The 13,274-nt window shown below is 34.6% G+C and carries 17 protein-coding genes; 5 read left to right on the forward strand and 12 right to left on the reverse strand.

Annotated elements, in window-relative coordinates:
- Positions 1-55 precede the first annotated feature (55 nt).
- The 12 genes from BN1058_RS10655 to BN1058_RS10705 all read right to left on the reverse strand — a co-directional run bounded on the left by BN1058_RS10655 (position 56) and on the right by BN1058_RS10705 (position 11,201).
- Positions 56-778 (reverse strand): amino acid ABC transporter ATP-binding protein, encoded by a 723-nt coding sequence (locus BN1058_RS10655; protein ID WP_090857185.1) that lies wholly within the window; start codon positions 776-778, stop codon positions 56-58.
- Positions 771-1,430 carry an amino acid ABC transporter permease gene (locus BN1058_RS10660; RefSeq protein ID WP_090857189.1) on the reverse strand — a complete coding sequence of 220 codons (660 nt, stop codon included), beginning with the start codon at positions 1,428-1,430 and terminating at the stop codon, positions 771-773. Before BN1058_RS10660 ends, BN1058_RS10655 begins: the two co-directional genes overlap by 8 nt.
- A gap of 29 nt (positions 1,431-1,459) precedes the next feature.
- The gene (locus BN1058_RS10665; protein WP_090857192.1) at positions 1,460-2,239 is read right to left on the reverse strand and encodes a transporter substrate-binding domain-containing protein; all 780 of its coding nucleotides are present in this window, start codon (positions 2,237-2,239) and stop codon (positions 1,460-1,462) included.
- Positions 2,240-2,363: 124 nt separating this feature from the next.
- Positions 2,364-3,524: a M20 family metallopeptidase gene (locus BN1058_RS10670; RefSeq protein WP_090857195.1), complete on the reverse strand. Its 1,161-nt coding sequence runs from the start codon at positions 3,522-3,524 to the stop codon at positions 2,364-2,366.
- A gap of 98 nt (positions 3,525-3,622) precedes the next feature.
- Positions 3,623-4,216: a 3'-5' exonuclease gene (locus BN1058_RS10675; protein WP_090857198.1), complete on the reverse strand. Its 594-nt coding sequence runs from the start codon at positions 4,214-4,216 to the stop codon at positions 3,623-3,625.
- Between the two features lie 139 nt (positions 4,217-4,355).
- The gene (locus BN1058_RS10680; RefSeq protein ID WP_090857203.1) at positions 4,356-5,075 is read right to left on the reverse strand and encodes a YebC/PmpR family DNA-binding transcriptional regulator; all 720 of its coding nucleotides are present in this window, start codon (positions 5,073-5,075) and stop codon (positions 4,356-4,358) included.
- A gap of 371 nt (positions 5,076-5,446) precedes the next feature.
- Complete coding sequence (locus BN1058_RS10685) at positions 5,447-6,655, reverse strand: NAD(P)/FAD-dependent oxidoreductase (protein ID WP_090857206.1); 1,209 nt, start codon at positions 6,653-6,655, stop codon at positions 5,447-5,449.
- A 181-nt stretch (positions 6,656-6,836) separates the two neighbouring features.
- Positions 6,837-7,013: a FeoB-associated Cys-rich membrane protein gene (locus BN1058_RS14195; RefSeq protein ID WP_141652142.1), complete on the reverse strand. Its 177-nt coding sequence runs from the start codon at positions 7,011-7,013 to the stop codon at positions 6,837-6,839.
- 12 nt (positions 7,014-7,025) lie between these two features.
- Positions 7,026-9,029 (reverse strand): ferrous iron transport protein B, encoded by a 2,004-nt coding sequence (gene feoB / locus BN1058_RS10690; protein ID WP_090857208.1) that lies wholly within the window; start codon positions 9,027-9,029, stop codon positions 7,026-7,028.
- Positions 9,026-9,253, reverse strand: coding sequence for a FeoA family protein (locus BN1058_RS10695; protein WP_176694498.1), 228 nt, complete (start codon positions 9,251-9,253; stop codon positions 9,026-9,028). The genes feoB and BN1058_RS10695 overlap by 4 nt, the downstream gene beginning before the upstream one ends.
- Positions 9,254-9,400: 147 nt before the next feature.
- Positions 9,401-10,180 carry a Cof-type HAD-IIB family hydrolase gene (locus tag BN1058_RS10700; RefSeq protein ID WP_090857213.1) on the reverse strand — a complete coding sequence of 260 codons (780 nt, stop codon included), beginning with the start codon at positions 10,178-10,180 and terminating at the stop codon, positions 9,401-9,403.
- A gap of 58 nt (positions 10,181-10,238) precedes the next feature.
- On the reverse strand, positions 10,239-11,201 hold the full coding sequence (locus tag BN1058_RS10705) for a LacI family DNA-binding transcriptional regulator (protein ID WP_090858247.1): 963 nt from the start codon (positions 11,199-11,201) through the stop codon (positions 10,239-10,241).
- Between the two features lie 132 nt (positions 11,202-11,333).
- Here BN1058_RS10705 and BN1058_RS10710 point away from each other — a divergent pair, with 132 nt between their 5' ends.
- The 5 genes from BN1058_RS10710 (at position 11,334) to metA (ending at position 13,234) form a co-directional block, all read left to right on the forward strand.
- Positions 11,334-11,513, forward strand: a complete 180-nt coding sequence (locus BN1058_RS10710) for a YjzC family protein (RefSeq protein ID WP_090857215.1) — start codon at positions 11,334-11,336, stop codon at positions 11,511-11,513.
- 73 nt (positions 11,514-11,586) lie between these two features.
- Positions 11,587-11,811: a DUF1659 domain-containing protein gene (locus BN1058_RS10715; protein ID WP_090857218.1), complete on the forward strand. Its 225-nt coding sequence runs from the start codon at positions 11,587-11,589 to the stop codon at positions 11,809-11,811.
- Positions 11,812-11,845: 34 nt separating this feature from the next.
- The gene (locus BN1058_RS10720) at positions 11,846-12,058 is read left to right on the forward strand and encodes a DUF2922 domain-containing protein (protein ID WP_090857221.1); all 213 of its coding nucleotides are present in this window, start codon (positions 11,846-11,848) and stop codon (positions 12,056-12,058) included.
- Between the two features lie 60 nt (positions 12,059-12,118).
- A complete protein-coding gene (locus BN1058_RS10725) occupies positions 12,119-12,253 on the forward strand; it encodes a YvrJ family protein (RefSeq protein ID WP_090858250.1) in 135 nt (44 codons plus the stop codon).
- A 72-nt stretch (positions 12,254-12,325) separates the two neighbouring features.
- Positions 12,326-13,234 (forward strand): homoserine O-acetyltransferase MetA, encoded by a 909-nt coding sequence (metA, locus tag BN1058_RS10730; protein WP_090857224.1) that lies wholly within the window; start codon positions 12,326-12,328, stop codon positions 13,232-13,234.
- Positions 13,235-13,274 lie beyond the last annotated feature (40 nt).

The following is a 13,274-nucleotide window of genomic DNA, read 5'->3' on the forward strand; positions in this document are numbered from 1 at the left end:
TAAATAGCTAACAAAAAAGTTCTTCTGCATTTAGCGGAAGAACTTTTTTTTAAGTTTATAATATTTTTTCTAAGAATGTTGCTGCGCGTTCTGTTTTTGGTGCGTCAAAGAAGCTAACTGGGTCTCCATCTTCTACTAATACTCCGTGATCTAGAAATAACACACGATCAGCTACTTCTTTTGCAAATCCCATCTCATGTGTGACGACTGCCATGGTCATACCAGAATGAGCAAGATCTTTCATTACATCAAGTACCTCTTTTACCATCTCTGGATCTAATGCTGACGTTGGCTCATCGAACAACATTAATTCGGGCTCCATTGCTAACGCTCGCGCAATGGCTACACGTTGTTTTTGCCCTCCAGATAAACTATTAGGATATGCATCTGCTTTATCAGATAATCCTACTTTCTCAAGTAAATCATACGCTTTTTCTTGAGCTGTAGGCTTCGATTGTTTTTTTACCTTCATTGGTGCATACGTTAAATTATCTAAAACAGATAGGTGAGGAAATAAGTGAAAGTGCTGAAATACCATACCGATTTGTTCTCTCACCTGCATAATATTTGTTTTTGGATCGGTTAAGTCTTTATCATTAATATAAATTTTTCCGTCAGTAGGCTCTTCTAAAAGATTCAGACAACGTAAAAAGGTAGATTTCCCTGAACCAGATGGGCCAATAATAGAAACCACTTCACCTTTTTTAATTTCTGTAGATATATTAGATAATACTTCATTATTGCCAAATTTCTTTGTTAAATTCTCTACCTTAATCACTTACTCTCAGCCTCCGTTCCACGAATCTACCAATTAATGTAAGACCCATGACCATTAACCAGTATAATACACCAACAAATAGTAATGGTTCAAAATTTCGATACAGGTCTGCCCCAACAACTTGAGCACGTCGCATCAAATCTAAGTATCCAATCGTTGAAACTAAAGCAGATTCCTTCGTTAATGTAATAAATTCATTCATTAATGCTGGTAAAATATTTTTCATTGCTTGTGGCAGAATTATATCTGTCATCATTTGCCGATAAGGTACCCCTAATGCCAAAGCAGCTTCGGTTTGTCCTTTATCAACTGCTTGAATCCCAGCTCGAATAATTTCGGAGACATAAGCAGATGAATTTAAACCAAATGCTAATATTGCAGATAAGAATGGTGTAATATCATAGCCACTTAATTGTGGTACTGCAAAATAGATGAGCATTAATTGTAAAATCAACGGTGTTCCTCGAAAAATAGAAGTATAGGCATCAGCAAACCATCGTAAAGGACGTATACTCCCTATTTTAAATAAAGCTAATATTGTTCCTATAAAAAAACCAAATAAAATTGCAAAAAATACAAACTTTAACGTTACCCATATTCCTTCTAGCATAAAAGGAATATAAGGCACAATTTGGCTAAAATCCAAATTCATGCCTTACACCTCATTTCTTTCTTATATTGTTATTCTTGTTCGTCCAACCATTTATCTTTTAACTCTTGAAGTTTCCCACTTTCTTCTGCTTGTTCTAACACTTCGTTGACTTTTTCTACAAGATCACTACCTTTTGGAAAAGCAATTGCCATTCCTGGTGAACTTGTCGTTGGATCATCAAATCCTGCAAGGTCTTGTTCTTCAATATACCCAACAGCAACAGATTTATCCATATATGCTACATCGATACGATTTGTTATTAATTCTTGAATTAAGGTTGTTCCATCATCTACTGTCTTTAATTCAAAATTATAATCTTCTTGAAGTGTTTCCGCGCCCTCTTGCTGAATTGTTCCTAACTGAACACCAATTGTTTTTCCTTCAATATCTTCAAGTTTTTTAACATCAGAATCTTTTAATGTAACAAACATTTCACCTGAGTGATTGTAAGGTGTAGAAAAATCTACGTTTTTACTTCGATCTTCTGTAGCTGACATACCAGCTAATACCATGTCTACACGATTACTTTGAAGCGCACCTACTAAACCATCAAATTTCATATCTTTAATTTCAAGTTTATATCCAAGCTCTTCTGCGACATAGTTAGCTAAATCAATATCAAATCCAACAATGTCACCATTTTCATTTCTTGATTCAAATGGGGCAAAATCAGCTGAAGTCGCTATTTCTAAAATTTCTTTTGATTCTCCTGAATCCCCACTAGTATTATCATTACCTGTCCCACATCCAACTAATAAAACAGAAAGTAAACCAATACATGCTACAACTAAAAAGAATTGCTTTTTCATTTCTTTTCTCTTCCCTTCCCTTTACTGTTCTTTTTTTAAATCGTATATTTATTCATAATTATGTATTTTAACAAATAATTATGCATTTGGAAAGAGGGAATTTAAATATATTGTCATGTTTTTATTATTTATGTTGATTGTCAAATCCAGCTTTAATGCTTTTTAATAGATCTGGCTGTTGAATGATATCGGCTCCTGTAAGTGCCAAGGCTAACGCACCACGCGCAATTACATTATGACCATTTTCTGTTACCGTCTCGTTTGCAAACTCTGTAGTATGCGGTACAAGACCAGGTTTATCAAATCCAATATAAGGATGTATAGCTGGACAAACTTGACTTACATTTCCCATATCTATGGAGCCATAAGATATTTTTTGTGGTAAAACTTTCGTTTCTCCTGCTTGATATAGATTTTTCGTAAACTGATCTGAAAGAATCTTATTTGTCCGCATATCATCATAGCTTAATTCATAGTTGCTAATCTCAAGTTTTGCACCAGTCATAGCTGCAGCACCTTGAGCAATTTCTTTCACTTGTGCAACTACTTTATTAAGATAACTACGGTCTTTTGCACGCACATAAAATTGTGCCACAGCCTTATCAGGAACAACATTTGCCGCAACACCGCCCTCTTTAATCACACCATGCATTCGCACATCCGATTTGACATGTTGACGTAACGCATTTATCCCATTAAATAACTGAATGACACTATCTAAAGCATTAATTCCTTCTTCAGGTGCTGCTGCTGCATGACTTGTTTTACCAAAATAAGCAAACTGAATCGCATCCATGGCTAGCGATTCTCCACTCTCCGTTGATACATCGCCAGGATGCACCATCATTGCTACATCCATATCATCAAATAACCCGGATTCAGCCATTGGCACCTTTGCTCCATTTGTTTCTTCAGCAGGTGTACCAAAAACAACTACTTTACCCCCAATTTGATCTAAAACCTTACTCAATGCAACACCTGCTCCAGTACCCATTGTTGCAATCATATTATGCCCACACCCATGGCCCACACCTGGTAATGCGTCATATTCTGCCATAAATGCTACGGTTGGTCCAGACTGTCCACTATCAAAAACCGCTTTAAAAGAAGTCTCACGATTCACAAGACCTGTCTCCACTTCAAAACGATGTTCTTTTAAAAAGTCCACTAAAACACCCATTGAACGATATTCTTTGTCTCCTAACTCTGGATGTTCAAATAGATCATCACTTATTTCCCATAATCTAAATTTGATTTGGTCTACTACTTTATGTAATTCTTCCATATGCTTCTCTCCTCTATCTTCATGATGAATGTACATTCATTGCTCTGTATAAATATAATGTAAAAACTCAGACGAAACAAGACATCTTTTTTGGCTATCTATACTAATTTCTTCTTTCGTTTAGGTGTTCGATAATTCCGTTCAAATAATTGACCATAGACCATTGCTTGCTCCTTTAATAGTTGATTTAAGTCAACCACATCAGAGTCTCTAATTGCCTTAACTAACAAATCAACTACAGCCCTCGAATCTGCTAAAGCATGGTGATGATCAAGCATTATACCGTGCACATCAGCTAGTGTATTTAACTTATAATTAGGTAACCCTGGCCAAACTTGCCGAGACAACATGACAGAGCATAAGTACTGTAACGACGGATAGGGACAGTTATGTTGATCTAATGAAGCACGTAACACACTCATATCAAAACTGGCATTATGAGCAACAACTATCTGGTTGTTAATATAACGTTTAACAGTTGGCCATATATCAGCAAATGTTGGAGCTTCCAAGACATCTTCTTCTGTAATACCATGCACGCGCATATTTTGCATTTCAAAGGGGCTTTGTGGATTAATTAAACTGTAGTATTCGTCAACTACACCATATTCATTCCCGACCACAATTCCTATTGCACAGGCACTATTTCTATACCGATTTGCTGTTTCAAAATCTATTGCAACAAAATCCAACGTTTTCATCTCCTAGATTGATAAATGATGTATCCTATTCTATCAAACTATTCATATGAACTAAAGGAGAAAAGCTTAAAGCTCTTACCAATCAAAAACATATAAAAAAACTGAACAAATGTCCAGTTTTTCCATTTCATTAATCTGCTAAATCTACGTTATGATAGATTTGTTGCACATCTTCCAGGTCATCTAATGCATCAACTAATTTTTCAAATTGAACTTGATCTTCTGATGAAAGTTGCACTTCTGATTGAGCAAGCATCGTTAGTTCAGCAACAGAAAATTCTGTGATTCCTTGCTGTTTCAAAGCTTCTTGCACGTGATGAAATTGATCTGGTTCAGCATAGATAATCACAGCTTGATCTTCCTCTAGAATATCCCTAACGTCGATATCTGCTTCCATTAACCATTCTAATACTTCATCAGCAGTCTGACCTTCAAAACCAATCACAGCTGTTGCATCGAACATATAGGCAACAGAACCATTAACCCCCATATTCCCGCCATTCTTATTGAAAGCTGCTCGTACATCTGCAGCTGTTCGATTGACATTATTTGTTAATGTGTCAACAATTAACATGGATCCACTTGGGCCAAATCCTTCATAACGTAATTCATCATAATTTTCATCTGCTCCGCCTTTTGCTTTCTCAATAGCGCGATCAATAATATGTTTCGGTACACTATACGTTTTTGCACGTTCTAAAACAAACTTTAATGTCTGATTCGACTCTGGATCTGGTTCTCCTTGTTTTGCCGCAACATAAATTTCTCTACCAAACTTTGCATATATACGACTTGTATTCGCATCTTTTGAAGCTTTTTTTTCCTTAATATTATTCCATTTACGTCCCAATTGGATCCTCTCACTTTCTATTTATTACAAAAACTAAAACCAAAATATAAATAAGTATAAAATTATTATACCTTAAAATGGATAAATGTTAAGTGAATTTCTGTAAAAGGAGAAATGAAGATTTACAGTTTTGTGAATTTTCCTTGATTAATACCCGCTTTTTAATCGTTATATTATTAAAAAAAGAAAAATTAGCCTAGCAATACATGCTAGGCTAATTTTTAATGAAAATCTCTTCTATGTTCTGCATCACGTGAACAGGCTACATATACCACGGCAGATAATAGTGTGAAAAGCGTGACAAGCAACGTATTTTTCATGAATGGAATCCTCCTTCAATCATTACAATCTAGCTTGTTTCTTCATTATCTTTAAAAAGGTTTGAATTTGCCTTTTTTCAATACTAATCCTGGTCCACCTAATAAGAATAAGTAACGATCATCAATCACATTTTTCATTACTTTTGCAGATAGACCATATAATTTTTTACCATCAAAGATCGTTCCCATTGCATGTCGACCACCTAATGAAGCTACAGTACCTTTGTTATCAAAAACAAATTCTTTTAAGGCACCACCACGTATTAGTGCTGAGATATTTGCTGCACAAATATCTGCTTCTTGAATAGCGATCTGTGCTGTTGGCGGATAAGGTCTACCCGTCTCCTTATTCATTACCCATGCACAATCACCTAAAATAAACACATCTTCATAGCCCGGTGCGCGCAAATCAGAGTTAACATTCACTTTTCCTTTTGTTAATTCAAACCCTGATTCTCCAATAACAGCATTTGCTTGAACCCCACCAGTCCATACAATAGTACCTGCTTTTATTTCTTCATGGTCTTCTCCTACAACAACGGCATTTTCTTTACATTCTTTAATCATTGTTCCTAACTTAAATTCTACACCACGTTCCTCCAATGATTTTTTTCCGTAATTGATTAATTCTTCATCAAACCCTGGTAGAATAGTAGGCGCAGCTTCAACATTAATAATTCTTGGTTTATTAGGATCAATATCATATTTTTTACATAATTGCGGAATTTTCTCAGCCAGTTCACCAACAAATTCAATTCCAGTAAAACCACTACCTCCGACGACAAACGTAAGTAATTCATCTTTGTCGCCCTCGCCATCGTGATAACGTGCGAATTGATGTTCAATATGGTTACGAATATAGCGACTTTTATCTACGCTTTGAATAGATAATGCATGTTCAGCCATTCCAGGAATACCAAATGTTGCCTTCTCAAACCCTAAACCTACTACTAAATAATCATAATCAATATCTCCATTTTTTAGTTGGACTTTCTTTTGATCTGGAAATATTTTTTCCACCGTATCTTCGACAATGGATACACGATTTGAATTAATGACATCCGAAATCATAATCCTTGATCGATTTGGATCAATTGTTCCAGCCGCAACTTCATGTAACCATGTTGTTTGGTAGTGATAATTATGCTTATTCACTAAAACAATTTCTGCTTCTTCTGTTGATAATTGTTGCATTAATCTTTTTGTTGTCATCATGCCAGCATAGCCCGCACCGAGAACAACTATTTTTGGTTTACTCATGGACGTACAACCCCTCCTAATTATAAAAATATCATTTGACAGCATTTTCTTTATTTATTGTTATGAAAAGTATGTAAAGAAAACACCATAAAATGAACCCTATTCCTCGCTTTATCCCCCACATAAAAACGATGACAACTATATTTTATCAAAAACAAATATGAACGTCTAACCAAATGTCTCATTTTCCCAATAGATTTTTATCATTATAATTGTTTGGTGATTCACAATCCTCTTCACAATATTTTCTTAATTCACATGCTGCACATTTTCCTTTATAGCTTTTACGCGCATGTTGTATTAGTGTCCAAGCAGCATAACCAAAAATAACTATTCCTATCACCCAGCTTATCATCACATTACCTCCATATCAGGCTATTCCTAAAATTCGACCACATTGAATAATTAGAAATGTAACAATGTATGCCATTACTAATCCATATAAAATAGCAAACATTGTCCATTTGATTGAATGTGTCTCTTGTTTCATTACCGCTACCGTGGCTAAACAAGGAACATATAATAAAATAAAAGTCATAAAACCATAGGCAGTTAATGGACTAAAGTATTCAGCTAATAACCCCTGCATCTGTACTTCTGGTGCTGCATAAATAATACTCATTGTTGAAACAACTACTTCTTTAGCTAAAAACCCTGTTAACAAAGAAGATGCTGCTTGCCATGTACCAAAACCTAAAGGAGCAAGAAACGGCGCAATATAAGCCCCAATCTGTGCTAAGTAGCTTTCATCCATTGGTACGTCTATCCCTCCAGGACCCATATACGTAAGTAACCAAATAATGACGGATCCTCCAAAAATAAAAGTCCCAGCTTTTCGAATGAAACCTTTCCCCTTCTCCCAGGTTGCCCGCCAAAGTGTTCGCCACTGTGGCATACGATATGGAGGAAGTTCCATAATGAATAAAGATTTTTCTTTTTTAAACGTTGTACTAGTCAAAATTTTGGCTAACAGCAGTGCAATTACAATTCCAAGTACATACAAGGATAAGGCAATAAGTGCTTGATTTTCTTTAAAGAAAACACTAATAAACAATGCATATACCGGAAGTCGGGCTGAACAAGACATAAAGGGCAACATTACCATTGTAATTAATCGATCTCGTTCTTGTTCAATACTCCTTGCTGCCATGATACCCGGAACATTACAACCAAATCCAATAATAAGTGGTATAAATGCTTTTCCATTCAATCCCATTGCTTGCATAAACCGATCCATTACAACGGTTATACGTGCCATGTATCCTGAGTCTTCTAATAAAGATAGACAAAAAAATAAGATAAAGATTTGCGGAGTGAAAACGAGTACTCCTCCAACACCACCAATAATCCCTTCTAATATTACTGATTCTATAAATGGATTGACTTGAAGAATAGCAAGCACATTTTCAAACCATACCGCTACCATATCAGTAAGAAACACGTCTAGTAAATCAGATAAAGGAAAACCAATCCAATTAAATGTGACCATAAAGATCATATACATTAGAAATAAAAAAATGGGTATTCCTAGAAATTTATTAGTTACTATTTGATCAATTTTCTCTGACATAAATACTTTTGGTTCTTTTTTGATCGTAATAACTTGATCTACTATAGATTGAATAAACGTCTCTCTAACATTCATTATGTGATAAGCCAATGTAATATTTCCCTCTTTGAATTGCAGTTGTTTTTCCGTATCGTCTCTTATTTTAGCAATTTCACAATTGCTTGAACTTAACTTATTTTCTATTTGGCGATTTCCTTGTAAATACTGAATAGCGAGCCACCTTGTATTTATATCGCCATTTAAATCCGATAGCTTTTTTTCTATTGAGGTAATACCCTTTTCGACTATTGACCCATAATACAAAACAAGTGGTGTTGTAGATTTATGTAGTTGATTCAAACCGTGAAAGATATTGTCTATTCCTTGTTCTTTTCGTGCAATAATTGGTGTTACATCAATATTTAAAAGGCTAGATAACCGATTATTATCTACATAAATTCCACGTTCATTTGCAACATCGATCATATTTAAACATAAAAGAACATTTCTATTACGTTCTAATAATTGAATAGTGACGTGCAAGTTTCTTTTTAATTGTGAGGTATCTATAATATTTAACACTGGTGTAGTTGGTTCTTCCAACAAGTAATTCGAAACTACTGCTTCATCAGCTGAGATAGGATTCATGGTATAAATCCCTGGTAAATCAACTAATGTTCCCATGTTGTGATGTAGTGTGCCTACTTTCTTTTCAACCGTTACACCACTCCAATTCCCTACATATTGATAGGATCCTGTCAATGCATTAAATAGACTCGTCTTACCTGTATTCGGATTTCCAATCAAGGCAAATGTTGCATTCATTTTTTCTTCACCTCTATCCCCTTTGCATCATATAAACGAATACAAATGCATTGGCCACATGTTCCGATAATACATGGACCTCCAAACGGTAATTTACGTAAAAGACAAATTTCTTGATTGGGATATATTCCTAATTGCATTAATCGGTCTTTAATCAGTTGATCCACCGTTGAAAAACATTCTACGATCGCAACCTCATTCTCTTTTAATTGTGCTATATTCATCGGATTCATCCTTTAATTTTAATTACATTGATAATGATTATCATTAACAATGATACTATAGCAAATGATAGCTAATATTTATGTGAACATCGTCACATCTATAACAAAAAAAAGAAAGGTAGCTACCTTTCTTTTTTTGTTTATGTTTTATAATAACCCTACCATTTTTAGACCATGTTCAATCCCATTTTTATCTACGTCTTTGGTAACATACTTTGCTGCATTTTTTACCTCGTCTTTCGCATTGCCCATTGCTACACTATTTGTCACAGTTGATAACATTTCTAAATCATTTAATCCATCACCAAATGCATAAGTATTTTCTTTAGAAATTCCTAATGCTTCTATCGCTTTATTGATTCCATTTGCTTTAGATCCACCTTTTGGCAATATGTCTACTGAAACAGGGTGCCAACGAATAAAATCAAAGGAAGGAAATTGTTGTTGATAAAAAGCTTCTTCCCCTTCAGAACAGAAAAATAAAGATTGAAGGATTTCTCGATCCTGATAATAATAAGGATCATGCGTAGGAAATTGTTTGATTTTTAACGTCGCAATACTCTGATTAATATAATCATGCTCTGGAACATTTGCTTTCATATCCTCATGATCCATATAAACAATTGGGTGATTATGTTTAAGCCCTAATTCCGTCAACTCCATTAATGATGATAACTCAAGTGGATTTTTATAAATTACTTCACCATTCACTACAACATATTGGCCGTTGAAACTTACGAATGTATTTATATTCAGCTCTTCACGCAACGTTTCATACATAAAAGGGGCACGTCCAGTGGCAATTGCTACTATATTACCCTTGTCTTGTAGTTGTTGGATAGCTTTCCTTGTATTGTTAGGTAAATTTTTATCATGATCTAACAATGTTCCATCAATATCAAAAAAAATCACATTTTGTTCATTCATTTTAAAGCTCCTTTATCACTGCTATTTCGAAAAGATTAGTATAGCATATATGTATCGCTCAGACAGTTTTTCGTTTAATTAATTGTACCTCCACTTTTTTGTGGGTAATAGTATGAGATTGTATCACCTGTTTAAAAAGGTTTTTCCCTATTTCTTCATGTGGTATTTCCATTGTCGTTATTTCCATATATTTTGCCATTGGATGATTATCAAATCCAAGAACAGCTAAATCCTTTGGTACATCTATTCCACCTTTCTGACAACAAGTCACTAAACAGGCTGCTACTTGGTCACTCGTGACTACTACTGCTGAAGGTGGATCAGCCATACCCTTTATTTGATGATAAACTTTCTCTCCATCTTCATAATGTAAGCATTGATCAAAAATATAGGTGGAATGATTGGATAATTCTTTCTCATTCGCAAATGCCTTGAACGCTGCTTCTCTTTGCTGACTACTCACACCCGATTTCCGATTAATACTGTAGCCGATTTTTCGATGCCCATTTTGATACAAATATTCTAATGCTTGATAGAAAGTATGGAAATGATCAATATACGTTGTAGATACACACGTTGACTTACAATTTTCTAATAAGGCAATTGGTCCATACACAGCATATTCTTCAATAATATTCCACGCATGTGTACGAGAACAGATAATCAATCCATCAATTTGACGCTGCTCTAACATATGTAAAGCTTCTTCTTCTTTTTCCTTTTGATAATTTGTTTGAAAAAGAACTAATTTGTAATTATATTCTAATGCTTGATTTGCAATTCCGTGTAATAATTGACCAAAGTATGGATGATCGGAATAAGGTAGTACAATACCAATGAGATATGTTTTCCCTTTACTTAAATGAACAGCATTAATATTTTTATGATAATTACTCTGCTTTACTGCTTGCATTACCGCTTCTCGTTTTTCTTCACTAACATATGGATGGTTGTTAAGCACACGAGAAACTGTTGTTACAGATACGTTAGCCATTACTGCGATATCACGAATATTAGTCATTTCTTCACCTTCTCTCTCCATTACACCTTTCACTTCTGCTTTAGATTACCGTATGAAACGCGTTTCATGTCAATTAAATCTTCGTTAATTATAAACAATTTGGGTAACCTAATCAAAAAAGGAGGTGAAATTATGGGACAAAACCATCAATTTGAACCTGGACAAAAAGCACCTAATAACGGTATATATGTTGAGATTGGTGAAACTGGTAGTATGGTAACTAATCCAAGATCCGTTAAATTAACTACCGGAGAGAAATTCCCAGAAACAACAAACAAAGATAGAAAGTGGATGCCAAAACGAAAACCATAATTTTCACTGTGTTGTTTTATACACCTTTTTTCCTTCTATGAACGATTATAGAAGTGAAAGGAGGTGATTTTTTATGGTAACAGCCGAAACACTTGACACACGATTACAGTTAGTTTTCGACAATGGATTGGATGAGGAAAGTGGTGAAATCATTACTAAAACAAAAAGCTTTAACAATGTGAAGACAGACGCAACCGCTGATCAATTACTTGCCATTGCAAAAGCACTCATTCCACTACAAACTTTACCATTACTTATGGTGAAACGAAATGATACTGAATTAATTACAGAAGCGTAAGCGTATTTGCACTTCTTATGAAAGGAGGAGCTAAATGAAACGTCTTGAATTAAAATTTTTAGATGAACAGGATAAAACAGTAACTATTTCTCTTGATTCCCCTGCAGAACCTGTTGATGCTATGGCAATAACTGCTGCTATGGACCAAATCCTTGCGCAACAAGTTCTTTATTCATCTGGCGGTGATATGGTAAGTAAAAAAAGTGCTCGAATAGTAGAGCGCAATGTAACAGATATTCAAATCTAACAAAGAAAGGAGCTGAAATATGCTCCTTTTTTTATTCAATAGAAAGGAGCATTTCTAATGGTGGACACTTGGATTTCACTCATGACTGATGTTGGCTTTCCAATTGCAGTAACTTTTTATTTGTTACACAGAATTGAGAATAAGTTAAACACTTTAATTGAGTCAATATTATCCTTACCTGAAAAAATAAAATAGTTAGAATAGTTGCTCTTCTTTTTAATGATAGCTATAATGGTAAAAGTATCATTTAGTAGAGGAGGATCGTTTATGCCGATTAATGTTCCAAAACAATTACCAGCCAGAAGTATTTTAGAAAAAGAAAATATTTTTTTAATGGATTCCGAGAGAGCAACAACCCAAGATATTCGCCCATTAAATATTTTAATTTTAAATCTTATGCCTGAAAAAGAACGCACAGAAACGCAATTGCTGCGATTGCTTAGTAATTCACCCTTACAAGTTCATGTAGATTTTATTCATACAAAAAGTTATCAATCTAAAAATGTGACAGAATCACATCTTAAACAGTTTTATAAAACCTTTGATGATATAAAAACAAAGCGTTACGATGGCATGATTATTACCGGTGCTCCAATTGAACATTTAGCTTTTGAAGAGGTAGATTATTGGGAAGAAATTTCAGAAATTATGGAATGGTCAAAAAAATACGTTACTTCTTCCCTTCATATTTGTTGGGGGGCCCAAGCAGCATTATATTATCATTACGGCGTTCAAAAGGAAACGCGACCACAAAAACTAAGTGGGATTTTTGCCCACCAATTAGTAGAGCCTACTATTAAATTAGTTCGAGGAATAAACGATAAATTTTTAGCTCCTCATTCAAGAAATACGAATATTAGATTTAATGAAGTCACTGCGCATCCAGATCTAATAGCTCTTGATCATTCAGAAGAGGCAGGCCCCTTCTTACTTGTCTCAAAAGATGAGAAGCATATAATGATTACAGGACATATCGAATATGATGCCACTACATTGGCCGAAGAATATCAGCGTGATTTAAAGCGGGGAATAGATATTCATATGCCTACAAGCTATTTTCCAAATGATGATCCCAATAATATGCCATTAAATCGTTGGCGATCAGAAGCCTATTTAATTTTTTCAAATTGGCTAAACTATTATGTTTATCAAGAGACACCTTTTAATTGGGGTTAAGTAATGAAAAACTACACAAAAAACACGAACTATCACCCAC

It is taken from the genome of Paraliobacillus sp. PM-2 (genome assembly GCF_001368815.1).
Taxonomy (GTDB): domain Bacteria; phylum Bacillota; class Bacilli; order Bacillales; family Amphibacillaceae; genus Paraliobacillus.

Coding starts and splice junctions, on each gene's coding strand:
- BN1058_RS10660 (WP_090857189.1), bottom strand. CDS start 1,430: ATGAATTTGGATTTTAGCCAAATTGTGCCTTATATTCCTTTTATGCTA.
- BN1058_RS10665 (WP_090857192.1), bottom strand. CDS start 2,239: ATGAAAAAGCAATTCTTTTTAGTTGTAGCATGTATTGGTTTACTTTCT.
- BN1058_RS10670 (WP_090857195.1), bottom strand. CDS start 3,524: ATGGAAGAATTACATAAAGTAGTAGACCAAATCAAATTTAGATTATGG.
- BN1058_RS10685 (WP_090857206.1), bottom strand. CDS start 6,655: ATGAGTAAACCAAAAATAGTTGTTCTCGGTGCGGGCTATGCTGGCATG.
- feoB (WP_090857208.1), bottom strand. CDS start 9,029: ATGAATGCAACATTTGCCTTGATTGGAAATCCGAATACAGGTAAGACG.
- BN1058_RS10695 (WP_176694498.1), bottom strand. CDS start 9,253: ATGAATATAGCACAATTAAAAGAGAATGAGGTTGCGATCGTAGAATGT.
- BN1058_RS10700 (WP_090857213.1), bottom strand. CDS start 10,180: ATGAATGAACAAAATGTGATTTTTTTTGATATTGATGGAACATTGTTA.
- BN1058_RS10705 (WP_090858247.1), bottom strand. CDS start 11,201: ATGACTAATATTCGTGATATCGCAGTAATGGCTAACGTATCTGTAACA.
- BN1058_RS10710 (WP_090857215.1), top strand. CDS start 11,334: ATGGGACAAAACCATCAATTTGAACCTGGACAAAAAGCACCTAATAAC.
- BN1058_RS10715 (WP_090857218.1), top strand. CDS start 11,587: ATGGTAACAGCCGAAACACTTGACACACGATTACAGTTAGTTTTCGAC.
- BN1058_RS10720 (WP_090857221.1), top strand. CDS start 11,846: ATGAAACGTCTTGAATTAAAATTTTTAGATGAACAGGATAAAACAGTA.
- metA (WP_090857224.1), top strand. CDS start 12,326: ATGCCGATTAATGTTCCAAAACAATTACCAGCCAGAAGTATTTTAGAA.